We start from the raw sequence: 25142 nt of genomic DNA on the forward strand, positions 1-25142 counted from the left end.
ATAATTATCGAATGTCATATTCAATTGTCACCACCAGTCGAACCAGTTTATTGATGGTGGATTTATCGTATTCGCCGCCCCAGCTTTCAGCGTCTTGCTGACTGGCCTGGTCGGATAAAATATTAAACGAGCCTTGTGATGCAGTGCGCATGGTGCCCACCGTCACTTGGCCAGTTTTGGCAAATTCGGTTGCTCGTTTGTGGGCGTCTTCCGTGGCGCTGGCGATTAAAGAGTGTTTAATGGTTTCAAGATTGTTCAATAAATAAAGCGGCGGTGCAAAATCGAACTGTGGCTGTTGGGCTTTAAATTCCAGCGCCTGTTTTTGCGCGGTGGCGATTTTTTGCACGTCGGCATCGGTGATGACTAAGCCTTGAGTAGCGGCGTAGCCATTTTGCACCGACAGCGTGCGCTGCTGTTCGGCGTTATAAACTTGCTCGTAGGTTGGCTCTACCGTCATTGGGCCTAGGCGGCGCTGGGTTTTGTCAAAGCCTTGCTGGTTTAAAAAAGCATCCAGCGTGGGTTGGCTGGCCTTGAGGCCATCGATGGCGGCTTGATAGGTGTCGCCCGCTGTCGTGGTGCTGATGTGCCACTCGGCGAGGTCGGCGCTGTAGGGTTTTTCTGACAGGCCTTTGACGGTGATGGTGCTGGGTTGGCGGAGGTTTTTAAACTGCTGACCCAAAACAAAGGCACCGCCCACCAGCCCAATGGCGATGAAGAGGCCTAATAAGGAACTTGATTTTTGGCGCATGGTGGTGCCTTTCTTGGTTTTGGGTTGAGCCATCAGGCCGCGTTAGCCTTGGGCCAGCGTGCGTTGACGACGGGTTTCGCTTAAGACCATGCCGGCACTGACGGACACGTTGAGGCTTTCTACGGTGCCGAACATTGGGATGGACACTAAGGTATCGCACAGTTCGCGGGTGAGGCGGCGCATGCCTTCGCCTTCGTTGCCCATTACCCAAGCGATCGGGCCTTTGGCGTCGTAATGATATAGGTCGGCGTCGCCGCCCATGTCGGTGCCGACAATCCAAATGCCGCGCTCTTTTAGGTCGCGAATGGTGCGGGCCAAATTGGTGACGGTGATATAGGGCACTACTTCGGCAGCGCCGCAGGCCACTTTGCTGACGGTGGCGTTGAGGCCAGCACTTTTGTCTTTGGGGGCGATCACGGCGTGTACGCCCATGGCGTCGGCCACGCGCAGGCAAGCGCCTAGATTATGAGGGTCGGTGATGCCGTCTAGGATCAATAAGAACGGCGGCTCTTGAATGTGGTCGAGCACATCGTCGAGGTCAACGTGATTTTTAGACGCATCAATAAACGCCACCACGCCTTGATGACGGGCGTGTTTGCTGAGTGCATTGAGGCGTTCTGCATCGGCGAAGACAATCTTCACGCGCTCAGCTTCTGCCTTGGCCAAGACTTCACGCATGCGCGCATCGTTTTTACCTTCTTGGACATAGACTTCGACCAAAGAGGCAGGGTTTTGCCATAGGCGGGCATTTAGGGCGTGAAAGCCAAAGATTAAGCGTTTGTTACTCATGATGGGGCAGGACTTTTTAAAAAGAAAGATAGGGGTTGATTATAACTGAAAAAAGCCATGATTTTATGCCGTGGCCCATATTGATAAAAATATTCCCGTATAGGATTAGGGCTGTTTTATAATACGCGCCTCTAGTTAACCTCAAAAAGACGATCTTGATCATGTCTATCTCGGTTTTAAAACCGCTCAATAAACTGCCGGGCCCTTTGTCTTGGCTGCTGCCGGCCCTATTCATGAGCGTGCTTTTGTTGGTCAGTGAGGTTTGGTTTCGGCGCGTGGCCGACATTGTGCCTATGTATAAGGCATGGGAAACCTGGGCGTTTTTGTTGCTGTTGTGCGTGGTGGTGTTGCAGGCTAAGTCTAAATGGACGGTGGCTCTGGTGTGCGTGTTTTTTGGCGTCGGCCAAATCGGCCATGCGGTGCATTACGCCGTCTACCATACTTGGCTCTCGCCTACGGCCTATCTCTTGCTGTTTGCCAATTTGGGTGAGGTGAGTGAAACCGGTTTGAGCATCTTGCCGCAGCTGCTGCTGCCGTTTGCGTGGTCGATCTTAGAAACGCTGGCGTTGATGAGCTTGATCTTGCTGCGTTCGCGCTTGCATACCAAGCGCTGGCTGTGGGATGCGGCTTGGGTGCTGGTGTTGGCGTCTACGGTGATTTCGGGCGCGACCACGAAGCACGTACGGGGCTTAATGCCCGCCGAACGTTATTCTCGGTTGAAGGCTAATTATTATGTCACTGGCCATTTATTTGGCCAAACCTTGCCCGGAGAGTGGTTTGCCTTTCATAAGCTGCCTGAATATGAACGTCCCGAGCCAGTGGTGGTGGCTGAGCCTAAGGTTGCCAATATTATTTGGATTATGGGCGAGAGCCAAAACACCACCCATATGTCGGTGTTTGGCTATGAGCGGCCCACGACGCCTTTTTTACAGCAGTTACAAAAGCACCCAGCGGCCTTGGTTAAAAAAGGCTATTCGGCAGGGGTTTCAACCGATGTGTCTATCCCCAGCTTATTTAATTTAATTGAGCGCCCCGATGGCTCAGAGCAAGCGCGCTCAGGCGACAGCAATCTGTTCCGCCTGGCTAAAGAGCAGGGGTATCAAACGGCGTTTTACTCTGCCCAGGCGCGTAATGGCATGGCCTTTATGTCGTTGGTGGGTTCGTTTTGGATCGATGACTATGCTGATTCTAATGATCATGGCTACGACACCTTGGTCAGCATGCGGGATGATGCCTTATTGCCGCAGTTAGCGGCCATTGATTTGACTCAGGGGCGGCACTTCGTGGTGCTGCATCAGCGCGGTGCCCATTCACCTTTTGGCGAGCAGTTGCGGCCAGAGGAAAAGCGGTTTGGCGAAGAGACAGTGAGCGATCGCTACGATAATGCGGTACTCAATACAGACGCATTTATAGAGGGCGTGATCAAGCAGTTACAGGCGCAGCCTAACCAAGATTGGCTGCTGATCTATACGGCCGATCACGGTGAGTACATTAAGGGGGAAAAGTTTGGCCACGTGGTGTTTGATCCTGAAGTGTATGAGGTGCCGTTTATCATCATGAGTCCGAATAAGGCCTTGCAACAGGGCGTGGAAAACCGCGTGCGTGAATGCGCCTTATTGATGCACAAGCAGCTACCGACCTTGGTTTTGGAAAGTATGGGCTTTAATGTCGCCATGGCCGACTGTGAAACCAGCGTGGTGAACGGTGGTTTGATGTCGGGGCGATCGGGCCAGATGGCGGTGAATCAAAAGCTGGGGCAGCTAGTGATAAAGCATTGAGTCAGCGCAGCATAAAAAAGACCGCTCCATAACTGGGCGGTCTTTGTTTTAATGGGTGAAGACTTATTTAAAGTTTTTCACGCCGTTTTCAAGTTCTGACTTGGCTTCTTCAACGCCCGCCCAACCTTGGATTTTTACCCATTTGCCTTTTTCTAGGTCTTTGTAATGCTCAAAGAAGTGAACCATTTGGTCGCGCAATAGCTGTGGCAAGTCTTCTAGTTTTTGGATGTCTTTGTACATGGTGCACAGTTTTTCAACCGGTACGGCCACGATTTTAGCGTCCACGCCGCCGTCGTCTTCCATTTTCAACACGCCTAAAGCACGACAGCGAATCAACACGCCTGGTGGCAGTGGGAAGGGGGTCACGACCAATACGTCGCAAGGGTCGCCATCGCCAGACAGAGTGTTAGGCACAAAGCCATAGTTGGCTGGGTACATCATTGAGGTGCCCATGAAGCGGTCAACCATTAGGGCGCCGCTGTCTTTATCAAATTCATATTTAATGGGGGCTGCGTTGGCAGAAATCTCAATGACAACGTTGAAGTCATCAGGCATGCTTTTGCCGGGATTGATGGCATTAATATTCATGATTTACCTTTGTTTGATTTGTTCGGTCAAAAATAATGGGGTCTATTATAGCAGCAACTACAGATAAATTTGTGCCGTTATCGTATAATGGTTTCATTCATTTGTAAAAAAGAGGCCTGCGTGATGTTAGATAAAGTGATAGCGAATGTCGACGTTGTGGTAAAAACCTTGTTTGCACCTGCACAGACGATTCGTGCCTACCCTGATGCGGCGGTAGAGGAGGGTGAGCTGACCGAATCTGAGCGCCAGCATGCCTTGGGTTTGATGCGCATTAATCACGTGGGTGAGGTGTGTGCCCAAGCTTTATATCAAGGTCAGGCCATCACCGCGCGTAATCAAGAAAATAAGGCGGCGCTAGAACACGCCGCACAAGAAGAGGTAGAACACCTAGCCTGGACGGAAAAACGCGTGCAGGAGCTAGGCGGGCGCACCAGCTTATTGAATCCCTTATGGTATGCCAGCTCTTTGGCCATGGGCGTGAGCGCAGGCTTATTGGGGGACAAATGGAATTTGGGCTTTTTGGAAGAAACCGAATATCAGGTGACGGCCCATTTGCAAGAGCATTTAGAAAGCCTGCCTGAAAACGACCATAAAAGCCGCGCCGTGGTGACGCAAATGGTGGAAGACGAGTTAAAGCATGCTCACATGGCCCACGATTTTGGCGCAGCGCCCTTACCCGCACCGATTAAGGGGTTGATGAAGCTGACCTCTAAGGTGATGACCACCATTAGCTATCGGATTTAATCCACGCCAGAATACACAAAGCCTGAAACCGTTCAGGCTTTTTTAACGCCTAGGCCCGAGGATGCTTGGGCATAAAGGACAGCATGTGGATGTACGCGCTCAGCTGGTGCCCGCGCCCTTACAGCGGCCTTTGGGTAATGGCCTGAACCTGCAGTTGAGGTGGCGGCAGTGGCGCCGATCTTGGCGCGCCTAGCCGATGCTGGCTGGCCCTTATTTGAGGGCGTGACCGAGCGCTGGTATCGTACCGATACCGTGTCTCATGGGCAACGGCAGTTCTTGGTGCAAGAGCCTGATGGCTATTTATTGCGCTTGGTCGAGGGCTTGGGCAGCAGGCCTTACTTCGATTAAGGAGCGCATTTGTAGCCGTAAAAAACCGCCCTCATCTGGGTTCAGATGAGGGCGGTTGACGGTGTGGCTATAGTTTAAAAGAATCCTTGTGCCTCTTCAGAGTAGCTCACCAATAGGTTCTTGGTGTGTTGGTAATGCTCTAGGGCCATTTTGTGGTTTTCACGGCCTACACCCGACATTTTGTAACCGCCAAAGGCAGCGTGCGCAGGATACATATGGTAGCAGTTGGTCCACACGCGACCAGCCTGAATGCCGCGGCCCATGCGGTGAGCGATGTTGCCGTTGCGGCTCCAGACGCCGGCGCCTAGACCGTAGATGGTGTCGTTGGCGATGTGGAGCGCCTCGTCCATGTCTTTAAACGTGGTCACCGACAGCACGGGGCCAAAAATCTCTTCTTGGAAAATGCGCATGTCGTTCTTGCCCACAAAAATCGTGGGTTCGATGTAGTAGCCACCGGCTAAATCGCCCTCTAGCTGAGCCTGTTTACCCCCGGTGATCAACTCAGCGCCTTCTTGTTTACCAATATCGATGTATTTGGTGATGGTGTCTACCTGCTGTTGCGATACTTGGGCGCCCATCATGGTGGTTTTGTCTAGGGGGTTCCCCTGTTTGATGGCCTGTACGCGTTTGACGGCTTTTTCCATGAACTGTTCGAAGATGGATTCTTGGATCAGTACGCGGCTAGGCGCCGTACAGATTTCCCCTTGGTTAAGGGCGAACATGCTAAAGCCTTCTAAGGCCTTATTTAAGTAGGCATCGTCTTTGGCCATGACGTCTTCAAAGAACACGTTAGGGGATTTGCCGCCTAGCTCTAAGGTCACCGGTAAAACATGTTCTGCTGCGCCACGCATGATGCTTTGGCCCACTTCGGTTGAGCCGGTAAAGCCAATTTTAGCAATGCGGGGGGAGCGGGTGAGGTAATCACCAATGCGTCCGCCTGCACCGTTGACAATATTCAAGACGCCAGGCGGTAATTCTTGACCAATCACTTCCATTAAAATCAAAATCGACAGCGGCGTGAACTTGGCTGGCTTCATCACGATACAGTTACCGGCGGCCAATGCTGGCGCCAGCTTCCAAGCAGCCATTAGCAAAGGGAAGTTCCATGGAATGATCTGGCCAACCACGCCTAGTGGTTCGTGGAAGTGATAGGCGACGGTGTCTTTGTCGATCTGGCTGATGCCGCCTTCTTGGGCGCGTATGGCGCTGGCAAAATAGCGGAAATGATCGATGGCCAGAGGGATGTCGGCGGCCAAGGTTTCACGAATGGCCTTGCCGTTGTCCCAAGATTCGATCGTGGCCAAAAGCTCGAGGTTTTCTTGCATGCGATCGGCAACGCGATTCAGCACGGTGGCGCGTTCGGCAGCAGAAGCGCTGCCCCAAGCGTCTTTGGCTTTGTGAGCGGCGTCTAAGGCCAGCTCAACGTCTTCTTCGGTGGAAGAGGCGATCTCACACATGGGCAAGCCGGTTACGGGGGTAAGGTTCTCAAAATAAGCACCTTGTACCGGGGCAACCCACTTGCCGCCAATAAAGTTTTCATAGCGTTGTTTCAGTTGTAAGGGCAAACCATAACTACCTGGATGAATACGAGACATTATGACACTCCTTTGGGTGAGGCTCATCAAGCGATGAGGTGGGGGCCAAACATAGGCCCTCTTCAGTCAGACCTACTATAGCCTGCTGAAGTTTCTGTAACAAGTGAATTAATTTATCAATACTATTGATAAAATTTAATCAATAGCCAATGTAAATCAAAAAGGCAATGTATACATCAGCCTGTAGGCGGCATCATAAACGCAGGCCGTAAAAAAAGCCTGAACGATGTTCAGGCTTTTTGCGCTACGTCAAAATCGATTTACTTAGAGAAGTATTTGCCATAAATGGTGTCGTATTCGCCAGATTCACGGACTTTTTTCAGGCCGTCGTTCAGCATGGCTAAAGTATCGGCATCGCCTTTGCGTACGGCTAGGCCGTAAAACTCTTCGTCAAAGCCTTCGGCTGGGATGATGGCCAAATCTTGATTAGGGTTGTTTTTCAAATAGTGTGCCACGACTGCGCTGTCGCTGATGGCCACGTCGGCGCCGCCATTTTCAACTTCTTTCATGGCCAAGGCAATGTTTTCAAAGCGAACGATCTTGGCGCTCGTAGGGCCAAGAATTTTTTGGGCCACTAGGTCGCCGGTGTGACCGGTCACGACGGCCACTTTGTTTAGTTTTTCTAAGTCAGCTGCGGTGGCCACGGCTTTGTCTTTAGGTGCGGCAATCACTTGGGTAATGGTGAAGTAGGGCTCGGTAAAGTCCATGCTTTGCTTGCGCTCTTCGGTGGTGGTGATGGCGGCGGCTAAAGCGTTGACGTCACCAGAATTGAGGCTCACAAAAAGGCCATCCCAGGGCATGTCGACAAACTTAATTTCCACGCCTTCGGCTTGACCAATGGCGTTTAAGAGGTCGATGTCAAAGCCTTGCATTTGGCCGTTGGCGTCTAGTGATTCAAAGGGCGCAAATTCAGCATTAACGCCGACTTTTAGGATTTTGGCTGCTTCAGCGCCATCGGTTTTGGTGTCGCTGCCGCCGCAGGCAGCAAGGGCTAATGCAGAGCAGGCAACGGTTAAGCCCAGCCATTTTTTTAAGTTCATTGAGTCATCCTTTGAGGTGATTGAGCTACCGTGACGGGTAACGAGGTAGGTGTTCTGCCTAATTATGGAGCAGATAAGGAAAAAGGTCTAAAAAATTTTCTTTTTAGACCTTTTTTGTGGCGTTAAACCACTGGTTTATTGGTTGCCAGCAAAGTATTTATTGTAGACCTTGTCGTATTCGCCATTGGCTTTGATTTTTTCTAGGCCTTGGTTGAATAAGGTTTGCAATTCATCGCCAGGGCGAACCGCCATGCCGTAAAACTCGCTGTCCACTTCATCGCTGTCGATGATGGTGAAATTGTCGCTGCCGTTGTTTTTAACGTAGTGACGCACCACGGCGCTGTCGCTAAGAGCGGCATCGGCGCCGGCGTTTTCAATTTCTTTCACCACTAAAGCCACACGCTCGTAGCGAGCAATCTTAGGATTGGTGGCGCCCAAGATTTTTTGGGCTACAAAGTCACCGGTGTTGCCGGTTACCACGGCTACTTTGGTCATGTCTTTTAATTCATCTAATTTGGTCAAGGTTTTGCCTTTAGGCAGTAAGATGACCTGTTTGACTTCAAAGTAAGGCTCGGTAAAGTCCATGGTTTGCTTGCGCTCTGGCGTGATGGTCACGGCCGACATCACGGCGTCAATGTCGCCAGAATTCAGGCTGGCGAATAGGCCATCCCAAGGAATGTCTTTATAGGTGACTTGGAAGTCCATCTCTTTGGCAATCGCGTTGAGTAAATCCACGTCGAAGCCTTCAATGGCGCCGTCATTGCCTTTAAATTCAAACGGGGCAAATTCGGCGTTCATGGCCACGGTATAGGTTTTGGCTGCGGTTGGGGCATCAGCGTCGGCGGCAGGCGCAGCGGCTTCTTTTTGGCCACCGCAGGCGGCTAGGGTTAGGGCAGAGCAGGCGACGGCCAAACCTAGCCATTTTTTTAAGTTCATGGTGTTATCCTCTATTTGGGTTTGGGCACCAAGCGCGGGCTTGGCAGGGATGAAACAGCGGTGCTTTCAGGCCCAACATCCTTATCTGGACGGACTCATCAAGCGAAGCGGGTTATGGTAGCATGAGGGGGTGGCCTGATCTAGCGTTTTAGTGCGCTGGCCGTGTTAAGACAAGAGCGTTAGCTTGGGTTAAGGTGTGCGGGCTTACAACCAAAAGTTTTATGAATATGCTTATTTCGTCTAATCTAGGCGCAGCATTTCAGCTATGATGACTATTATCTATTATTAAATTGTGGAAGGATTAACCTTATGAATATTGCAAATAACGTCACTGATTTAATCGGTAACACGCCTTTAGTGAAATTAAATAACCTTACTAAAGACGTTGGCGCGACGGTGGTGGCGAAATTGGAATTCTTTAATCCTGCCCACAGCGTGAAAGACCGTATTGCGATTGCGATGATTGATGCCGCGGAAAAAGCCGGCAAAATCAATGCCAACACCATCATTGTTGAACCGACTAGCGGCAACACTGGTATTGGCTTGGCCATGGTGTGCGCGGCGCGCGGTTATAAATTAACCATCACCATGCCTGAAACCATGAGTAAAGAGCGCCGTATGCTGCTCAAAGCTTACGGTGCAGAGCTGGTGTTGACGCCAGGTGCTGAAGGCATGTCGGGCGCGATCAACAAGGCCGCTGCTTTGGTGGCGGAACAGCCAGACGTTTACTTTATGCCGCAGCAGTTTGAAAACCCTGCTAACCCCGCCATTCATCGCGGCACCACGGCTGAAGAAATCTGGCGCGACACCGACGGCCAAGTGGACATTTTTGTGGCCGGCGTGGGCACGGGCGGTACGATTACTGGTGTGGGTGAAGCATTGAAAGAGAAGAAGCCTGGCGTACAAATCGTGGCGGTAGAACCTGAAGCTTCAGCCATCTTGTCTGGTGGCGAAAAAGGCCCCCACAGCATTCAAGGCATTGGTGCCGGCTTTGTGCCCAGCATTTTGAATACTGAGGTATACGACGAAATCGTGCAGGTCAGCAATGACTCAGCGTTTGAAACCGCGCGCGCCATGGCCAAAAACGAAGGCCTATTGGTGGGGATTTCTTCTGGTGCCGCCGTATGGGCTGCTCTAGAGTTGGCTAAACGTCCAGAAAATAAAGGTAAGCTGATTGTGGTGATCATCCCTTCATTCGGTGAGCGCTACTTGTCAACGCCTTTGTTTGAAAATTTGGCATAATTGCGACAGGGTTAAAAAAATAGCCAGCAGGCTATGATCAAGATGGGGTATTTGCTTAATATGGGTTATAATTAAAGCCATGAAAGCATATATCCCATTTTTATTTGTATCTGCTTTGTTATTGTCGGCTTGCGGTAGCTTGCCGACCAATCTTTGGCCACAAAGCTTTGGTACTTCAACAACAGAGTCTTATCAAATGGCGGACAGCCATGCAAAAGACGTTGAAGCCATTCGTGTTGAAGCGAATCGCTTAGGTACCCTAGTTGGCAAAGAGGAATTAACCAAAGTGCAGGCTGCTCAGTTATTAAATCGGTTCCGATTGAAAACTGCTGGCAGCAATACAGTAGATGACAGCGTGTTTAGCGTGTATTTGCGTTCAACGGTGGAAAGCCAGAACGGTAAGATCACTGGCCTACAGTCGAAACAAATTATTCAAACGTCGCTAGAAACTTGGCAAGTGCGTTGGCCAACCATGAAGGATAAGCCAAAAAATCCCGCATTCACCAACTTCTTGCTACAGCATTTGGGTATGACGCCGTTGAAGTAAACGCTAGACGCCCGCCGTCTACTGAAAAAGCCAGCGTAAGCTGGCTTTTTTGTCGCCTTATTGCAGCGGCTCTTAATTGCCCTAGCATGAACCCTAAAAAAGCCAGCGAATGCTGGCTTTTTTACTGGGCGTAGGCTTAGGCGCGGATGACGTCTTTGCCACCCATATAAGGGCGTAATACTTCAGGAATGGTGATGGAGTCATCGGCATTTTGATGGTTTTCTAATACCGCCACCAAGGTGCGGCCAACGGCTAGGCCAGAGCCGTTTAAAGTGTGTACGTAGCGGTTTTTACCGGCTTCGTCCTTAAAGCGGGTCATCATGCGGCGCGCCTGAAAGTCTTCGCAGTTTGAGCAGCTAGAAATTTCGCGATAGGTGGCTTGAGCCGGTACCCAAACTTCTAAGTCGTAGGTTTTACGTGCGCCAAAGCCCATGTCGCCGGTACACAGCGTGATGACGCGGTAAGGTAGATCGAGGGCTTTTAAAATGTTTTCGGCGTGACCAACCATTTCTTCTAGGGCGGCATAGGAATGATCAGGGTGTACCACCTGCACCATTTCAACTTTATCGAACTGGTGTTGACGGATCAGGCCGCGGGTGTCTTTGCCGTAAGAGCCTGCTTCAGAGCGAAAGCAAGGTGAGTGAGCGGTCATTTTCAGCGGCAGTTCAGCTTCTTTGAGCAGGCGTTCACGAACGGTGTTGGTCAAGGTGATTTCGGCAGTCGAAATCAGATATTGCTCTTTGGCTTCGTCGTCGCCGCCACGCAGTACTTTAAACATGTCGTCGGCAAATTTAGGCAGTTGGCCTGTACCAAACAGCACGTTTGGGTTCACGATGTAGGGCGTGTAGTGCTCTAAATAGCCGTGTTCATTGGTGTGGGTATTGAGCATGAATTGGGCTAGGGCGCGATGCAGCTGGGCAATTTGGCCTTTTAAGACGGTGAAGCGGGCGCCAGACAAGGCCGCGCCGGTGTCAAAATCTAGGCCTAAAGGCGCACCCACGTCGACGTGGTCTTTGATCTCAAAATCAAAGCTGCGTGGCGTGCCCACTTTGCGTACTTCTACGTTGTCGTTTTCGTCTTTACCTGTGGGCACGCTTTCGTGCGGTAGGTTAGGGATGCTTAACATCCACTGATCTAGCTGATCTTGTACGGCTTGATAAGCCTCTTCCGCCTGCTTTAATTCGTCGCCTAAGTTGGCCACAGTGGCCAAAATATCGGCCACGTCTTCGCCTTTGCTTTTGGCGATGCCAATTTGTTTGGACGTCGCGTTACGTTTTGCCTGTAGGTCTTGCGCCAAAACCTGTAGGTTTTTGCGTTGGCTGTCTAGGTCGTTAAAAGCCGCTACGTTTAAGTCATAGCCGCGACGCGCCAATTGCTCGGCCACGCTGTTGATGTCGGTGCGAAAGAGTTGAATGTCTAGCATGAGTAATCCGTCGTTAATACTTTAAAATGGTTTCATTTTAAGCCATTTCGACTAATTATGTTAGGCCTTAAAGGCAGATGGGGTGGATTTATTTTAAAGCCTATCGGTAGAGGTGCGGGCTATCCATGGTCTATTGCCTCTCTGGTAGGGTGGGCACGCTGCGTTTTGCCCACCTTACGAAAGCGTCAACAAACCATGGCCTATCGTATCTTTTCCTATACGTCTACAACGTAAGCCCTTAAGCGTAGGGTGGGTCGTGACCCACGTGGGTTTTAGATTTAGACACATGAGCACGTTAAGAGCGGTGGGTACGCTGCGCTTTGCCCATCCTACAAGTGGTCAACAAACCATGGTTTATCGTATCATTCGCTATTTTTTTACGTCTACAGCATAGGCCCTGAGGCGTAGGGTGGTGCAAAGCGTAGCGTGCCCACCGTTTTGAATCAAAAAATCATTAAATCATTTGTTTCAATGCTTCGGTTGTTTCGCTGTTACTCAATCGTTTTGTTTCGCCCCTTGGGCGACGTCATTTCTTTTGGATGTCCAAAAGAAACGAAGCAAAGAAAAAACACCCCACTTTATCCGCCCGCTACGCGGGTGCCCTCGTTGGCTCGCACAGTGCCGGCGGCAAGAACTCATATTTGAGCCTTCGGCCAAATACTCAGACATGCTTGCCTCAAAAGCCCCGGCCCTGCACGAACCGCCTCGGCGGCTAAAAAGGGGATGGTACTTCACCTACGGGAGACGTGGTGAGTTGTCATACAGGGTAGTGAAAGGCAATCTTCAATCAAGATCGAAATAACCGAAGCATTGGTGGTTTTTCATATTTGGATACCTCTGTATCAATCAACAAACCATGGTTTTCAGTTAGGAACGGTATACCAACAAACCATCGTATTTCATCCACGGGTCAAATCATCGTGGCATTTAAGCCGAACACAGCCTAGACAATAGAGAAAAAGCAGGATTTTTAGCCGGGTTGGGCGGTTGTTTTTACAGCCTAGTTGCGCTAATCTAGACTGTTTCAGCTAGGCGCATTGGCATGGCCAAGTAGGTCGCTTTCACTCCCCCTCATCAAAGAAGGATACGAACGTCAGATGGAACAACAGTTAAGAGTAGGCATTGTGGGCTACGGCCACCTTGGTAAAGGCGTGCAAAGCGCCATTCGTCAAAATCCGGACATGACCTTGGTGGCGATTTTTTCACGTCGCCCATTGAGCGCCGAAGACGTTGGCGACGCCTCGGTTTTGGTGTTGCCGATGGCCGATGCCGAAAGCTATCAAGACAAAATTGACGTGATGATTTTATGCGGCGGCTCTGCTCATGACTTGCCAGAGCAAGGGCCTCATTTTGCGCAATGGTTCAACACGGTCGACAGCTTTGACACCCACGCTAAAATTCCTGAATATCATGCCAGCGTTGATGCCGTGGCTAAAAAAACCGCCAAAACGTCTTTGATTTCTATCGGCTGGGATCCAGGCCTGTTCTCTTTAAACCGTTTATTTGGCGAAGCCATTTTGCCAGAGGGCGAAACCTATACCTTCTGGGGTAAAGGCTTAAGCCAAGGCCACTCAGATGCGATTCGTCGCGTTGAGGGCGTGCAGGCAGGCGTGCAGTATACCTTGCCCAGTGAGGCGGCTATGGAGGCAGTGCGTCAAGGTTTGAATCCAGAGTTGAGTATCCGTGACAAGCACACGCGCGAATGTTACGTGGTAGCGGCCCCTGGTGCCGATCAGGCCCAGATTGAAACCACCATTAAAACCATGCCCAATTATTTTGCCGATTACGACACCACTGTGACCTTTATCAGTGAAGACACGCTGCGCCGTGAACATGCGGCCATGCCGCACGGTGGTTTTGTGATTCGCAGCGGTAAAACCGGTGCGGCAACCACTCAGATCATGGAGTATTCTCTCAAGCTGGGCAGCAATCCAGAGTTTACCTCTAGCGTGCTGGTGGCCTATGCGCGCGCTGCGTGCAAGATGAATGCCTTGGGGCTAGTGGGTGCCCAAACGGCTTTTGACGTGGCGCCTGGTTGGCTATCGCCTAAAAGTGCGGCTGAGCTGCGCAAGGTTTTGCTATAGATTAAGGGCCGCCAGGCTTGCAGTTAAAACGCCCATGATGCTGGTCATGGGCGTTTTTTTATAGGCAGGCAACGATGTCGTCGATGATTGCCGAAGGCGGAGTGCGCGGGCCGTAGCGTTTGATCACTTGGCCTTGGCGATTGATTAGGAACTTAGTGAAGTTCCACTTAATCGCGCGCGTGCCTAAAAAGCCTCGTTTTTGGGCTTTTAAATAGCGCCACAGCGGGTGGGCCTGGGGGCCGTTGACCATGACCTTATCGGCCATCAAGAAGGAGACGCCGTGGTTTTGCTCGCAGAATTGCTGTAAGTTGGCGCCGGCCAAGGGTTCTTGTTGCATGAACTGATTGCAGGGAAAGCCAATGATGATTAGGCCTTGGTCATAGTATTGACGGTGCAATTGAGCTAAGTCGCTTAGCTGGGGCGTGAAGCCGCAGCCGCTGGCGGTGTTGACTATGAGGATGACGCGATCTCGATACTCGGCGAGGCTATGAGGCTGCTGTTGTAGGTCGAGGAAGGAAAAGTCATATAGTTCGGTCATGGCGCTATCCAAAAAAAACGCTGAATTAGTAAGGGGACTAATTCAGCGAAAGGGGATAAAAGTAGGCGGAAAGGGGATTCCACCTACTAAGGGTTATCATACCATAATTGTCATGATGTGACAGAGGGTGTGATAAATAGCCTCGCCCCTGTTGTTTTTTTACTAAAAACGGTTAAGCTTTTGGTAAAGTGACGCCTACTTGGCCCATGTATTTGCCGCTACGGTCTTTGTATGAGGTTTCGCACATTTCATCGCTCTCAAAGAACAAGACTTGAGCCACGCCTTCACCGGCGTAAATTTTGGCCGGTAGGGGGGTGGTGTTGGAAAATTCTAGGGTCACATAGCCTTCCCATTCTGGTTCGAAAGGGGTGACGTTGACGATGATGCCGCAGCGCGCATAGGTTGATTTACCTAGGCACACCGTTAAAACGTTACGCGGAATGCGGAAGTATTCTACGGTGCGGGCTAAGGCAAATGAATTGGGTGGAATAATGCAATAATCATCTTCCACTTCCACAAAGTTGCGGGTGTCAAAGTTTTTTGGGTCAACAATGGTGCTGTTGATGTTGGTGAAAATCTTAAATTCACGCGCACAGCGGATGTCGTAGCCATAGCTAGACGTACCGTAAGAAATGATCCGCTCACCGTCGGCAGAGGTCTTGACTTGCTTGGGCTCAAAAGGCTCAATCATGCCCTCGTTTTCGGCCATGCGGCGGATCCATTTATCCGATTTAATGCTCATTGATGTTGTTCCCTGGTTATTTTTGTAAGCCGCCTAAGTGTACCACTAACTCGTCTAGCATCGCACCTAAGCTTTCAATCATGATGATTTGGCTGGCAACGGTCAGACTGGCCATGTCATCGCCGTGTTCGCTGGCTTCATCTTGTAGTACGTCTAGGTATTGAATGCGTTTTAATGCAAAGTCTTGGGTGAGGACGAAGCGAATGCGTTCTTGCCACACCAAGCCTAGCTGGGTCACGATTTTACCGTTTTTGACGTGATTAATCACTTCTTCTTCGGTTAAATCTTGCTTAGAAATGCGCACGGTTGGGGCGGTTTCGCCGGTGCCCTTTAGTTCGCAGTCGCTGTCCAGTTCAAACTGGCCTTCGGCCGCACCTTGCAGTAGCCAGTTGGTCATTACGGTGCTGGGCGACAGCTCGGTGTTGGGTAAGGTGGCTTCTAGGCCGCCTAGGGCTTGGCGAATTTTGCTCAACAGGGCTTCAGCTTTGTTGGCGGTGGCGCTGTTGATGATTAAATAGCCACGGTCGTAGTCAAAAATGGCCTGGCTACGGCTGCTCTTGGTGAAGGCGCGCGGCAGTAAGTCGTCGGTGATCTGTTCTTTTAAGGCCATTTTTTCTTTACGGCCGATAGAGCGGGCTTCTTCTTGCTCAATCAGGGTGATTTTTTCATCTAAGATGTCTTTGATGACGGCGCTGGGCAAGACTTTTTCTTCTTTTTTGAGGGCCACGCGATGGCTGTTGTTGGCGCTGAACACCAAGGCTTCATCAAAACTAACGGCTGGGGCAAACCCTTCGGTGAACCAATCTAGGCCCATGCAGGGCGCAAAGGCGGCTTCGGCTAGGGCTTTGTTGATCTGCTCAATTTCTGGCAAATTGTTTTTATTCAGTGGGTAAAAAGAAATTTGTTTAAACCACATAGGGGGCGGCTCCATTAAAAGGTTATCAGTAGGGTGTGCAACCCTGTTAGTCTTCCTCAGACCAGTCATCCCAGGCGCTGATGGCCTTGTTGACGAGGTCAAAATCAAACCCACGATAGGCCAAAAAGCGCATTTGTTTGTGCTTGTCGGCCAGAGATTCAGGCGGTTTCTTGAATTTTTTACGCACGGCGGCAATGGCCGTGCTCAATTCTACCTCAGCAGCAGGGCGAAACTGTTGAAATAGATCAGCCTCGATGCCTTTTTGCTTGAGGCTTTCTTGTAGGCGCCGAGAGCCATATTGCTGGCTTTTGGCATTGATGAAGGATTCCACATAGCGTTCGTCCGACTGCCAATTGAGGTCGGCAAACTCGGTCAAAATGGCCTCAACTTCGGTTTCATGCTGGGTGAGGGCTTCGGCTAGCGCAAACTCATCGGCCTCTTCTGGCGGCTGATGCGCTTGCATGAGCTTTTTTTTGAGTTCGGTGCGGCTGTACTCGCGCCGAGACAAGAGGTCTAAGGCGCGGGCTTTTAACGATTTTTGTGGCCGCATTAATGTTTGACTTCGGTCGGGTGTAGATAGTCGTAGAGCTGAGTCAGTTTTTCGATCACCAAATTGGGTTTGGTGGCGTCGCTTTGGCTCAGCTCATACATGTCTTCATAGCCATAGTTGACCCCAATGACGGGCGTGCCGGCGGCTTTGGCGGCCATGATGTCGTTGCCTGAGTCACCCACCATCACCAGCTGCTCTGGTGCAATGTTCAATACTTCACAGGCGTGGATCAAAGGCAGCGCACTGGGTTTCTTTTCGGGTAGGGTGTCGCCACCGATGATGAGGCTGAAGTAGTCGCTCATGCCCAAATCGTTGATGGCCTTGATCGCAAAGCGCTCGCTTTTATTGGTGATCACCACCAATGGATAGCCTTCGCTTTTTAATAGCTCTAGGCCAGTCAACACGTTGGGGTAGATCTGGGTATGGTCGGTTAAGTGGGCATAGTAATACTGAATGAACAAGGTAAAGCCTTGTTGCCATTGCTCACTATCGGCTTGGCCAGCAGGACTGTCGGTGAGACAGCGGTGCACTAGGGTGCTGATGCCATCGCCCACGTAGGCTTCCACTGTGGCCTGGGCCAGAGTCGGCAGGCCCAGTTCGGCGCGCATGTGGTTGGCGGCGGCGGCGAGGTCGGCCACGGAATCAATTAAGGTGCCATCTAAATCAAAGGCAAAGGCCTTAATGGTTACGGCTTCAGTCATCTGCAAGCTTTCGAATGTCAACAACGGCTTCGCTGCCAAAAGCAGGCGATGCCAGATAGGATAAAATGGCCTGGGCCACGTCTTTAGGTTCGCTCAGGGCGGCATTGTCCTTAAGGGCAATGAACTGGGCTAAATTAGGGAAGTCCGCTTCGTTCTGGGCGCGGATTTCGGCCTGCATGCCGGTGTTCACCACGCCAGGATAAAGAGCGACAGAGGCCAGCTCTGGATGCTCTTTTTGGACGATGCGGCTGAAGTGGTCGATGCCGGCCTTACTCGCGCCATAAACGCCCCAGCCGGGGTAGGGGTTGTGTGCTGCGCCTGATGAAATGTGCAATAACTTGCCGTGTTGTTCAGGCGGTAAATGCTGAATAAAGGCATTGCTGAGCAAGATCGGCGCGGTGAGGTTCAGGTGTAAGGCAGAGGCCACGGCTGACTCTGGATAGTTGCCGCTGATGGCCATAGGGGCTACGGTGCCCGCATTGTTGATCAACACCACGGTGTCTAAGCCAAAGGGAGCAAAAAAGGCCAGTGCCTGCTGAATCAGTGCGGTGGCGTCAAAGTGTTGGCTTAAGTCGGCGGATGCGCCTCGGTATAGCGGGTGTTCGACGTCGATTAAGCGGCGCGCAATGCCAAAAACCGGCGCTTGCTGCGCCAATAGTTGGCTGACAAATTCGGCGCCGATGCCTTGGCTGACGCCGGTGACGATGTAGGCGGTTTTGGCAATGTTCATGGCTTAGGCCTTAACAGTGGCCAGCTCGGCGTTCATGGCGTCAATCACGGCCTTGTAGTCTGGCTGGCCAAAAATCGCGCTGCCGGCCACAAAGGTGTCGGCACCAGCGGCGGCGACGGCGGCAATATTGTCGATTTTGATGCCGCCGTCGACTTCGATGGCGATGCGATGGCCGGTACGCTCAAAGTGAGCATCGGTCATGCGCTTAGTCTGTTTGATTTTTTCTAGGGTGTGGGGGATAAAGCTTTGGCCACCGAAGCCTGGGTTTACCGACATCAATAAAATCATGTCTAGCTTGTCCAGCACGTGTTCTACTTCGTTTAGGCCTGCGGCTGGATTCAGTACGAGGCCAGCCTGACAGCCTTGGTCTTTGATCAGGCTGAGGCTGCGATCAACGTGGCGGCTCGCGGCAGGGTGGAAGGTGATGATGTTGGCGCCGGCTTGGGCGAAGGACTGAATCAAGGCGTCAACGGGCTCAACCATGAGGTGAACGTCCATCGGTACGGTGGCGTAAGGCTTTAAGGCTTCACAAATCATGGGGCCAAAAGTGAGGTTGGGTACGTAATGATTGTCCATCACATCGAAGTGAATCAGGCTGGCACCTGCGTCGATGACGCGGCTAACGTCGGCGCCTAGTTGGGCAAAATCGGCGGACAAAATGCTGGGGGCAATACGGTACATGGGCATCACTTTGAGTCAGGTTAGGAATGGCTCCATTTTACCGTATTTGGCGGCACAAATGTACCGCCAAAACGATTTAGGCGGTTTTGGTTTTTTGGGTGATGAAGCGCAGCAGGGTTAGGCCGATTAAAATCGCGCTGATGGACCAAGAAAGAAGACCGGTCATGCCTAGCGCAAGATTGACTTCGTTCGGGGTAATGAACAGATTACGCACCCAGGCGTAGGCAAATGCGCCCAGGTTAAGGACGGTTAGGCCGAACATCAGCATGCGCTTGTATTTGCTGGGTGCTAGGGTTTTGGCGTAGAGGTATAAGGCCAGCGCAGCAGGGGCGACGACCTGTAATAATAAGAGAAAGTCTTTGAGGGTAAGCGACATATTGGGCTCCTTGATGTTGTTTTTGTGGGATGAGGTCGGCCAAGTCAATGACGACAACTGTGTCTAAATCATAAACAGTTTAATCCAGTATGACTAGTCATAGGCCTGAAGGTTCCTTCAGTTACGGCGTCTTGCTGGTTCCGCCATCAAATAAATCAGGGATGAATAAGTCGGCTTGAACGTCGCCTAGGGTTTGCTTCAGCGGGACGTTGACGTGGATGTCTTCGGCTGGGGTGCAGCAGCAGGGCAGGATTTCACCCGCTTGGACAAACGCCAGCGGCGTTTGGTGATAGGTGACCGACCCAGACAGCAAGCGCGTGCGGCAGGCGCCGCAGTAGCCGCTACGGCACTGGTAGTCAATTTCGTGGCCGGTGCGTTCTAAGCCCTCAAGAAGGGTTTCCCCTTCGTTGAGGTCAAAAAAGCTGTCTTGGGTGGTGATGGTGGGCATCAGAGCTCAAAGCTGTTGAAGTCGTCGCTGTTGATGTTGCCGTCAATTTGGCCGACGAGGTAGGAGCTGACCTCAACCTCTTGTGGCGCCACCTGAACGTTGTCAGAGGACAGCCAAGCGTTGATCCAAGGGATGGGGTTTTGGGTCACGCCAAACGCTGGCGTGAGGCCAACGGCCTGCATGCGTAGGTTGGTGATGTATTCCACATATTGGCTGAGGATGTCTTTATTCAAGCCGATCATTGAGCCGTCTTTAAACAAATATTCCGCCCATTCTTTTTCCTGCTCAGCAGCTTGTTTAAAGAGTTCGAAGCAGTCTTGCTCACACTCTTTGGCAATTTGGGCCATTTCAGGGTCGTCCTGGCCGCTGCGTAGAATGTTTAAAATGTGCTGCGTGCCGGTGAGGTGTAGCGCTTCGTCGCGGGCGATGAGGCGGATGATTTTGGCATTGCCTTCCATCAGGCGGCGCTCGGCAAACGCAAACGAGCAGGCGAAGCTGACGTAAAAGCGAATGGCCTCCAAAATGTTCACCGACATGATGCACATGTACAGCTTTTTCTTTAATTCATACAGGTTCACCAATACTGCTTTGCCCTTGACGGTGTAGGTGCCTTCGCCTTGGGTTTGTAAAAGCTGGGTTGAGTGAATTAAATCATCGTAGTATTCGGCGATGTCGTTGGCGCGCTTGATGATGAATTCATTGGCCACGATGTCGTCAAACACCACCGCAGGATCGTTGACGATGTTGCGGATGATGTGGGTATAGGAGCGCGAGTGGATGGTTTCAGAGAACGACCAGGTTTCAATCCAGGTTTCCAGTTCAGGAATCGACACCAAGGGCAAGAGTGCTACGTTGGGGCTGCGGCCTTGAATCGAATCCAGCAGCGTTTGGTATTTTAGGTTGCTGATGAAAATGTGTTTTTCATGTTCAGGCAGGTTGCGATAGTCGGTGCGGTCTTGCGATACGTCGACTTCTTCTGGGCGCCAGAAGAACGACAGCTGTTTTTCAATCAGTTTTTCAAAAATTTCATATTTTTGTTGGTCGTAACGGGCCACGTTAACGTTTTGGCCAAAGAACATGGGTTCTTTTAATTGGTCGTTTTGTTTTTGTGAGAATGTACTGTAAAGCATGGCAACCTCAAGGTCAGATATTCGAAACAAATGGCACGGGTAGGTGCCATTTGTTGGGGTGATTAATTAAATTTTACACGCGCCGCCGGCACAGTCGTCGATGTCGTTTTGGGCATCGTCAGCACCGTCACGGGTGTTGTGGTAGTACAGGGTTTTGAGGCCGTATTTGTAAGCAGTTAACAAGTCTTTCAGCAACTGATTCATTGGGACCTTACCTTCAGGGAAGCGGTTCGGATCGTAGTTGGTGTTGGCCGAAATGGCTTGGTCAACAAATTTTTGCATGATGCCTACCAGTTTCAAATACCCTTGGTTGCTGCCCATTTGCCACAAGAGTTCGTATTGGTCTTTGAGGCGATCGTATTCAGGCACGACCTGTTTCAAAATGCCGTCTTTTGAAGCTTTAACCGTCACTAGGCCACGTGGTGGCTCAATGCCATTGGTGGCATTGGAAATTTGGCTAGAGGTTTCTGACGGCATTAAGGCAGTCAAGGTAGAGTTGCGTAAGCCATGCTGTTTGATTTCTTGACGCAGGCCTTCCCAGTCCAAATGCAGCGGTTCTTGGCAGAAGGCATCCAGATCAGACTTATAGGTGTCGATCGGCAAAATGCCTTGGGCGTAGGTGGTTTCATTAAATTTAGGACAGGCGCCAAACTCTTGCGCCAGCTTGCTAGAAGCTTTCAATAAGTAGTATTGAATGGCTTCAAAGGTTCTGTGGGTTAAGCCATTGGCGCTGTCGTCCGAGTAGCGTACGCCATTCTTGGCTAAGTAATAGGCAAAGTTAATAACGCCAATGCCTAGGGTACGGCGATTCATGGTGGCGTTATAAGCCGCTTTAATGGGGTAGTCTTGGTAGTCCAGGAGCGCATCCAAGGCACGAACCGCTAGATCGGATAGGCCTTCTAGTTCGTCTAGGTTTTTAATCGCGCCTAGGTTGAACGCAGACAGCGTGCACAGGGCGATTTCGCCTTCTTCATCATTGATGTCGTTCAATGGTTTAGTGGGCAAGGCAATTTCCAAGCACAGATTGCTTTGGCGTACAGGTGCCACGCGTGGATCAAATGGGCTATGGGTGTTGCAATGGTCTACGTTTTGAATGTAGATGCGGCCAGTGCTGGCACGCTCTTGCATCATCAATGAGAACAGTTCAGACGCCTTGATGCTGCGTTTGCGAATGCTGTCGTCTTGCTCGTACTGGGTGTACAGGCGCTCGAAGGTTTCTTGATCTTCAAAGAAGGCGTCGTATAGGCCAGGTACGTCGGCTGGTGAGAACAAGGTGATGTTCTGGTTTTTCAGGAAGCGCTCATACATGGTGCGGTTGATTTGTACGCCGTAATCCATATGACGCACGCGGTTTTCTTCCACGCCACGGTTGTTTTTTAACACTAATAGCGATTCAACCTCTAGGTGCCACATTGGGTAGAAGAGCGTTGCTGCGCCGCCACGAACGCCGCCTTGTGAGCAGCATTTAACCGCGGTTTGGAAGTGTTTGTAGAACGGAATACAGCCGGTGTGCTGGGCTTCGCCGCCGCGAATCGGGCTGCCAACGGCGCGAATGCGGCCGGCGTTGATGCCGATGCCGGCGCGCTGCGACACGTAGCGCACGATGGCGCTGGTGGTGGCGTTGATGGAGTCAAGGCTGTCGCCGCACTCAATCAACACGCATGAGCTGAACTGGCGTGAAGGGGTACGCACACCGGCCATAATGGGCGTGGGTAAAGAAATTTTAAACAATGAGATGGCGTCGTAAAAATCTTTCACGTATTGCAAGCGCGTGCTGGCTGGGTATTTAGCAAACAGGCAAACGGCCACCAGCATGTACAAATACTGTGGGCTCTCAAAAATTTCGTGGGTCACGCGGTTTTGCACCAGATACTTGCCTTCAAGCTGCTTCACCGCGGCGTAAGAGAAGGTCATGTCGCGCCAGTGGTCAATGTGATCGTTTAATTCATTGAGCTCGGCTTCGCTGTAATCGCGCAAAATATGGGTGTCGTATTTGCCGGCGGCGGTGAGCTTGGTCACGTGATCAAATAGTTTCGGCGGTTCAAACTGGCCGTAAGCTTTTTTGCGCAGGTGGAAAATGGCCAAGCGGGCTGCGAGGTACTGGTAGTCAGGCGCCTCTTCAGAAATTAAATCGGCCGCGGCTTTGATGATGGTTTCGTGGATGTCGTCGGTGCGAATGCCATCGTAAAATTGGATTTGGGAACGCAGTTCAACCAAAGAAACCGATACGTTATTTAATCCTTCGGCAGCCCAAGTGATGACTTTATGGATTTTGTCCAATTCAATGGGTTCTTTTCGGCCATCGCGTTTGGTAACAAAAATGGGGTTACCAGAGGTTTTTTGTTTGTCTAACACTGTATCGGTCATGATGGCGCTCTTTCTTTGGTGATAAATTGTAAAAATAAATAAGGCGTTAAATACACAATCTAAGCCAACAGGATAACGGGGGCGTGGGTTGAATGAACACTAGGTAATGTGTTTTTTTTTAGCCCACAACACAATATCGAGTGATTCTACCCCATGAGGCGCGTGTTGGAAATATTGACTTTTGTCGTTGACTAGGGGTGATGTTGCCCATGCCCATAGAATAGCCCGAGTTTAGTTAGGTTTATTGCTTTATTTGATGCCAAAAGAATAATAAATTAACTTTTTAGGATGCGCACAAATGTGTCAGTCACGGTAAATATATCAGACAGGACGCTTTTTTTTTACTGAATAGACAGCAATGGCGTTATACTTCTAAGGTTTACTTATTAATATGTGAGATGAAAAATAAAATGATTGCTCATTTTAAACAAGCTGTTGCCGGTGCTCAGATTTTATTTGTGGCATTTGGGGCAATGGTGCTGGTGCCGCTCTTGACGGGACTGAATCCAGCGCTGGCACTTTTAGGTGCAGGTTTAGGGACTTTACTGTTTCAGATTGTGACGAAACGCAAAGTGCCTATTTTTTTGGGCTCTTCATTTGCGTTTATTGCGCCGATTATTTACGCCATGAGTGAGTGGGGTTTGCCCAGCACTATGTTTGGTCTGTTTGCGGCCGGCTTTATGTACTTCGTGTTTGCGGCCTTGGTGCGCTGGCGCGGTGTCAGTGCCGTGCATAAGCTCTTGCCACCCGTGGTGATTGGCCCCGTGATCATGGTGATTGGTCTATCGGTGGCGATTGTCGCCAGCCAAATGGCGATGGGTCAGTCTGGCGGCGAGCAAGTGCTGCCTTATGGTTCGTCTTTAATGCTGTCGGGTTTTACCTTTGCGGTGACGGTGATCATCACCGTTTTTGGCAGCAAAATGATGAAATTAATTCCGATCTTGATTGGTGTGTTTGCTGGCTACGCCGCTGCGTTGGCCACGGGCATGGTCGATGTGGGTGCTTTGGCGGCTGCACCGCTGTTTGTGCTGCCTGAGATCACCACGCCCGAAGTTAACTGGCATGCGGCCCTCTTTATGTTACCGGTGGCGATTGCGCCAGCGATTGAGCACATTGGCGGCATCTTGGCGATCAGTAAGGTCACTGGTAAAGACTACGCTAAAGACCCCGGCTTAGATAAAACCTTGGCCGGCGACGGTTTGGGCGTGTGTATGGCTGGCCTGATCGGTGGCCCACCTGTGACTACCTATGGTGAAGTGACGGGCGCGGTGATGATCACTAAAAATAGCAATCCAGTGATCATGACCTGGGCGGCAATTTTTGCGATTTTCATGGCCTTCTTTGGTAAGTTTAATGCCTTTTTGGCGTCTATTCCCTTGCCGGTGATGGGCGGCATCATGATTTTGTTATTCGGTACCATTGCTTCTTTGGGTTTGAAAACCTTGATCGACGCCAAAGTGGATTTGATGGTGCCACGTAACCTGGTGATTGTGAGCTCGGTGCTGACCGTGGGCGTGGGTGGGATGCTGGTGAAAATCGGTGACTTTAGCTTTGCCGGCGTAGGCCTGTGCGCCATCTTGGCCATTGTTTTGAATTTGGTGTTGCCAAAAGAAGAGGCGGGCGGCTTAGGCGATGCGGCCCAAGATTAAACCGATTAGATCAAAAAACGAGCCCTAGGGCTCGTTTTTTTATGGTCAGTGCTCAGCTTAGGCAGCGTTGGCTCGGCGCTCGATCACAATGCCCACTTTTTTAACGTTGGGCAAAATGCCGGGTTTAGACAGCCGCACCCGCACCCACGGTGAGCCAAAATCAGTGAGCAGCAGGTTGGCAATGTGTTCTGCCAAGGCTTCAATCAGCTGGAACTGCTGGTCTTTGAGGCTAAGATTAATGGCGTTGGCTACTTCACCATAGTGAATGGTGTCGTGAATGTCGTCTGATTGGCTGGCCTGTTGGTCGGGGATGCCAATGTCTAAATCGAGGAGAATTGCCTGTGGGCGAGTGCGCTCCCAGTCGTAATAGCCAATTAAGGTTTCCACCTTAAAATCATTCAGAAAGATAATGTCCATTTGTTTTTTAATCGCTTTAGCGTAAAATCATTAAC

General features: G+C 50.9%; 26 protein-coding genes. 7 read left to right on the forward strand and 19 right to left on the reverse strand.

Going from position 1 to position 25142, the window contains the following annotated elements:
• Positions 1 to 4: 4 nt before the first annotated feature.
• Together AB8Q18_03265 and rlmB are read right to left on the reverse strand one after the other, a co-directional pair.
• Positions 5 to 781 (reverse strand): SIMPL domain-containing protein, encoded by a 777-nt coding sequence (locus AB8Q18_03265; GenBank protein ID XDZ52078.1) that lies wholly within the window; start codon positions 779 to 781, stop codon positions 5 to 7.
• Positions 782 to 790: 9 nt separating this feature from the next.
• Positions 791 to 1537: a 23S rRNA (guanosine(2251)-2'-O)-methyltransferase RlmB gene (rlmB, locus tag AB8Q18_03270; protein ID XDZ52079.1), complete on the reverse strand. Its 747-nt coding sequence runs from the start codon at positions 1535 to 1537 to the stop codon at positions 791 to 793.
• A gap of 161 nt (positions 1538 to 1698) precedes the next feature.
• On the opposite strand from rlmB, the gene AB8Q18_03275 reads away from it, so the two are divergent.
• Entirely contained in the window at positions 1699 to 3315 is a 1617-nt protein-coding gene (locus tag AB8Q18_03275) for a phosphoethanolamine transferase (protein ID XDZ52080.1), read from the forward strand.
• A gap of 63 nt (positions 3316 to 3378) precedes the next feature.
• Here AB8Q18_03275 and ppa read toward each other — a convergent pair whose 3' ends face one another.
• The gene (ppa, locus tag AB8Q18_03280; GenBank protein ID XDZ52081.1) at positions 3379 to 3903 is read right to left on the reverse strand and encodes an inorganic diphosphatase; all 525 of its coding nucleotides are present in this window, start codon (positions 3901 to 3903) and stop codon (positions 3379 to 3381) included.
• A 123-nt stretch (positions 3904 to 4026) separates the two neighbouring features.
• Here ppa and coq7 point away from each other — a divergent pair, with 123 nt between their 5' ends.
• A complete protein-coding gene (gene coq7, locus AB8Q18_03285) occupies positions 4027 to 4647 on the forward strand; it encodes a 2-polyprenyl-3-methyl-6-methoxy-1,4-benzoquinone monooxygenase (GenBank protein XDZ52082.1) in 621 nt (206 codons plus the stop codon).
• Positions 4648 to 4815: 168 nt separating this feature from the next.
• Entirely contained in the window at positions 4816 to 4995 is a 180-nt protein-coding gene (locus AB8Q18_03290; GenBank protein ID XDZ52083.1) for a hypothetical protein, read from the forward strand.
• Between the two features lie 74 nt (positions 4996 to 5069).
• On the opposite strand, the gene AB8Q18_03295 is transcribed toward AB8Q18_03290, so the two are convergent.
• The 3 genes from AB8Q18_03295 to AB8Q18_03305 form a co-directional block, all read right to left on the reverse strand.
• A complete protein-coding gene (locus AB8Q18_03295; protein ID XDZ52084.1) occupies positions 5070 to 6590 on the reverse strand; it encodes an aldehyde dehydrogenase family protein in 1521 nt (506 codons plus the stop codon).
• Positions 6591 to 6850: 260 nt separating this feature from the next.
• Complete coding sequence (locus tag AB8Q18_03300; protein XDZ52085.1) at positions 6851 to 7630, reverse strand: basic amino acid ABC transporter substrate-binding protein; 780 nt, start codon at positions 7628 to 7630, stop codon at positions 6851 to 6853.
• Between the two features lie 135 nt (positions 7631 to 7765).
• The gene (locus AB8Q18_03305; GenBank protein ID XDZ52086.1) at positions 7766 to 8566 is read right to left on the reverse strand and encodes a basic amino acid ABC transporter substrate-binding protein; all 801 of its coding nucleotides are present in this window, start codon (positions 8564 to 8566) and stop codon (positions 7766 to 7768) included.
• Positions 8567 to 8875: 309 nt separating this feature from the next.
• Between AB8Q18_03305 and cysK the strand changes: the two genes are divergently transcribed.
• Both cysK and AB8Q18_03315 read left to right on the forward strand, forming a co-directional pair.
• Positions 8876 to 9808, forward strand: a complete 933-nt coding sequence (cysK, locus tag AB8Q18_03310) for a cysteine synthase A (GenBank protein ID XDZ52087.1) — start codon at positions 8876 to 8878, stop codon at positions 9806 to 9808.
• Between the two features lie 79 nt (positions 9809 to 9887).
• Positions 9888 to 10355: a prokaryotic membrane lipolipid attachment site family protein gene (locus AB8Q18_03315; protein ID XDZ52088.1), complete on the forward strand. Its 468-nt coding sequence runs from the start codon at positions 9888 to 9890 to the stop codon at positions 10353 to 10355.
• Between the two features lie 136 nt (positions 10356 to 10491).
• Here the strand turns inward: AB8Q18_03315 and serS are convergent, their stop codons facing one another.
• The gene (gene serS, locus AB8Q18_03320) at positions 10492 to 11778 is read right to left on the reverse strand and encodes a serine--tRNA ligase (GenBank protein ID XDZ52089.1); all 1287 of its coding nucleotides are present in this window, start codon (positions 11776 to 11778) and stop codon (positions 10492 to 10494) included.
• A 1097-nt stretch (positions 11779 to 12875) separates the two neighbouring features.
• Here serS and AB8Q18_03325 point away from each other — a divergent pair.
• A complete protein-coding gene (locus tag AB8Q18_03325; GenBank protein ID XDZ52090.1) occupies positions 12876 to 13862 on the forward strand; it encodes a diaminopimelate dehydrogenase in 987 nt (328 codons plus the stop codon).
• A gap of 58 nt (positions 13863 to 13920) precedes the next feature.
• On the opposite strand, the gene AB8Q18_03330 is transcribed toward AB8Q18_03325, so the two are convergent.
• The 11 genes from AB8Q18_03330 to nrdA form a co-directional block, all read right to left on the reverse strand.
• On the reverse strand, positions 13921 to 14400 hold the full coding sequence (locus AB8Q18_03330) for a glutathione peroxidase (protein XDZ52091.1): 480 nt from the start codon (positions 14398 to 14400) through the stop codon (positions 13921 to 13923).
• Between the two features lie 172 nt (positions 14401 to 14572).
• Positions 14573 to 15142 (reverse strand): dCTP deaminase, encoded by a 570-nt coding sequence (dcd, locus tag AB8Q18_03335; GenBank protein ID XDZ52092.1) that lies wholly within the window; start codon positions 15140 to 15142, stop codon positions 14573 to 14575.
• 16 nt (positions 15143 to 15158) lie between these two features.
• On the reverse strand, positions 15159 to 16058 hold the full coding sequence (locus AB8Q18_03340; protein XDZ52093.1) for a recombination-associated protein RdgC: 900 nt from the start codon (positions 16056 to 16058) through the stop codon (positions 15159 to 15161).
• Between the two features lie 46 nt (positions 16059 to 16104).
• Entirely contained in the window at positions 16105 to 16608 is a 504-nt protein-coding gene (gene recX / locus AB8Q18_03345) for a recombination regulator RecX (protein XDZ52094.1), read from the reverse strand.
• Positions 16608 to 17309: a phosphoglycolate phosphatase gene (locus AB8Q18_03350; protein XDZ52095.1), complete on the reverse strand. Its 702-nt coding sequence runs from the start codon at positions 17307 to 17309 to the stop codon at positions 16608 to 16610. Before AB8Q18_03350 ends, recX begins: the two co-directional genes overlap by 1 nt.
• The gene (locus tag AB8Q18_03355) at positions 17302 to 18039 is read right to left on the reverse strand and encodes an SDR family NAD(P)-dependent oxidoreductase (protein ID XDZ52096.1); all 738 of its coding nucleotides are present in this window, start codon (positions 18037 to 18039) and stop codon (positions 17302 to 17304) included. The genes AB8Q18_03350 and AB8Q18_03355 overlap by 8 nt, the downstream gene beginning before the upstream one ends.
• 3 nt (positions 18040 to 18042) lie before the next feature.
• Complete coding sequence (rpe, locus tag AB8Q18_03360) at positions 18043 to 18726, reverse strand: ribulose-phosphate 3-epimerase (protein XDZ52097.1); 684 nt, start codon at positions 18724 to 18726, stop codon at positions 18043 to 18045.
• A 70-nt stretch (positions 18727 to 18796) separates the two neighbouring features.
• A complete protein-coding gene (locus AB8Q18_03365; protein XDZ52098.1) occupies positions 18797 to 19096 on the reverse strand; it encodes a hypothetical protein in 300 nt (99 codons plus the stop codon).
• A 121-nt stretch (positions 19097 to 19217) separates the two neighbouring features.
• Positions 19218 to 19544: a class I ribonucleotide reductase maintenance protein YfaE gene (gene yfaE, locus AB8Q18_03370; protein XDZ52099.1), complete on the reverse strand. Its 327-nt coding sequence runs from the start codon at positions 19542 to 19544 to the stop codon at positions 19218 to 19220.
• Positions 19544 to 20674: a class Ia ribonucleoside-diphosphate reductase subunit beta gene (gene nrdB, locus AB8Q18_03375; GenBank protein XDZ52100.1), complete on the reverse strand. Its 1131-nt coding sequence runs from the start codon at positions 20672 to 20674 to the stop codon at positions 19544 to 19546. Before nrdB ends, yfaE begins: the two co-directional genes overlap by 1 nt.
• Before the next feature lie 66 nt (positions 20675 to 20740).
• Entirely contained in the window at positions 20741 to 23041 is a 2301-nt protein-coding gene (gene nrdA / locus AB8Q18_03380) for a class 1a ribonucleoside-diphosphate reductase subunit alpha (protein ID XDZ52101.1), read from the reverse strand.
• Positions 23042 to 23451: 410 nt separating this feature from the next.
• On the opposite strand from nrdA, the gene AB8Q18_03385 reads away from it, so the two are divergent.
• The gene (locus AB8Q18_03385) at positions 23452 to 24690 is read left to right on the forward strand and encodes a uracil-xanthine permease family protein (protein ID XDZ52102.1); all 1239 of its coding nucleotides are present in this window, start codon (positions 23452 to 23454) and stop codon (positions 24688 to 24690) included.
• Positions 24691 to 24747: 57 nt separating this feature from the next.
• Here the strand turns inward: AB8Q18_03385 and folB are convergent, their stop codons facing one another.
• Complete coding sequence (gene folB, locus AB8Q18_03390; GenBank protein XDZ52103.1) at positions 24748 to 25107, reverse strand: dihydroneopterin aldolase; 360 nt, start codon at positions 25105 to 25107, stop codon at positions 24748 to 24750.
• Positions 25108 to 25142 lie beyond the last annotated feature (35 nt).

Source organism: Neisseriaceae bacterium CLB008, from assembly GCA_041228285.1.
In the GTDB taxonomy this organism is placed as follows: Bacteria; Pseudomonadota; Gammaproteobacteria; order Burkholderiales; family Neisseriaceae; genus JAGNPU01.

Coding starts and splice junctions, on each gene's coding strand:
- AB8Q18_03265 (XDZ52078.1), bottom strand. CDS start 781: ATGGCTCAACCCAAAACCAAGAAAGGCACCACCATGCGCCAAAAATCA.
- rlmB (XDZ52079.1), bottom strand. CDS start 1,537: ATGAGTAACAAACGCTTAATCTTTGGCTTTCACGCCCTAAATGCCCGC.
- AB8Q18_03275 (XDZ52080.1), top strand. CDS start 1,699: ATGTCTATCTCGGTTTTAAAACCGCTCAATAAACTGCCGGGCCCTTTG.
- ppa (XDZ52081.1), bottom strand. CDS start 3,903: ATGAATATTAATGCCATCAATCCCGGCAAAAGCATGCCTGATGACTTC.
- coq7 (XDZ52082.1), top strand. CDS start 4,027: ATGTTAGATAAAGTGATAGCGAATGTCGACGTTGTGGTAAAAACCTTG.
- AB8Q18_03295 (XDZ52084.1), bottom strand. CDS start 6,590: ATGTCTCGTATTCATCCAGGTAGTTATGGTTTGCCCTTACAACTGAAA.
- AB8Q18_03300 (XDZ52085.1), bottom strand. CDS start 7,630: ATGAACTTAAAAAAATGGCTGGGCTTAACCGTTGCCTGCTCTGCATTA.
- AB8Q18_03305 (XDZ52086.1), bottom strand. CDS start 8,566: ATGAACTTAAAAAAATGGCTAGGTTTGGCCGTCGCCTGCTCTGCCCTA.
- cysK (XDZ52087.1), top strand. CDS start 8,876: ATGAATATTGCAAATAACGTCACTGATTTAATCGGTAACACGCCTTTA.
- AB8Q18_03315 (XDZ52088.1), top strand. CDS start 9,888: ATGAAAGCATATATCCCATTTTTATTTGTATCTGCTTTGTTATTGTCG.
- serS (XDZ52089.1), bottom strand. CDS start 11,778: ATGCTAGACATTCAACTCTTTCGCACCGACATCAACAGCGTGGCCGAG.
- AB8Q18_03325 (XDZ52090.1), top strand. CDS start 12,876: ATGGAACAACAGTTAAGAGTAGGCATTGTGGGCTACGGCCACCTTGGT.
- AB8Q18_03330 (XDZ52091.1), bottom strand. CDS start 14,400: ATGACCGAACTATATGACTTTTCCTTCCTCGACCTACAACAGCAGCCT.
- dcd (XDZ52092.1), bottom strand. CDS start 15,142: ATGAGCATTAAATCGGATAAATGGATCCGCCGCATGGCCGAAAACGAG.
- AB8Q18_03340 (XDZ52093.1), bottom strand. CDS start 16,058: ATGTGGTTTAAACAAATTTCTTTTTACCCACTGAATAAAAACAATTTG.
- recX (XDZ52094.1), bottom strand. CDS start 16,608: ATGCGGCCACAAAAATCGTTAAAAGCCCGCGCCTTAGACCTCTTGTCT.
- AB8Q18_03350 (XDZ52095.1), bottom strand. CDS start 17,309: ATGACTGAAGCCGTAACCATTAAGGCCTTTGCCTTTGATTTAGATGGC.
- AB8Q18_03355 (XDZ52096.1), bottom strand. CDS start 18,039: ATGAACATTGCCAAAACCGCCTACATCGTCACCGGCGTCAGCCAAGGC.
- rpe (XDZ52097.1), bottom strand. CDS start 18,726: ATGCCCATGTACCGTATTGCCCCCAGCATTTTGTCCGCCGATTTTGCC.
- AB8Q18_03365 (XDZ52098.1), bottom strand. CDS start 19,096: ATGTCGCTTACCCTCAAAGACTTTCTCTTATTATTACAGGTCGTCGCC.
- yfaE (XDZ52099.1), bottom strand. CDS start 19,544: ATGCCCACCATCACCACCCAAGACAGCTTTTTTGACCTCAACGAAGGG.
- nrdB (XDZ52100.1), bottom strand. CDS start 20,674: ATGCTTTACAGTACATTCTCACAAAAACAAAACGACCAATTAAAAGAA.
- nrdA (XDZ52101.1), bottom strand. CDS start 23,041: ATGACCGATACAGTGTTAGACAAACAAAAAACCTCTGGTAACCCCATT.
- AB8Q18_03385 (XDZ52102.1), top strand. CDS start 23,452: ATGATTGCTCATTTTAAACAAGCTGTTGCCGGTGCTCAGATTTTATTT.
- folB (XDZ52103.1), bottom strand. CDS start 25,107: ATGGACATTATCTTTCTGAATGATTTTAAGGTGGAAACCTTAATTGGC.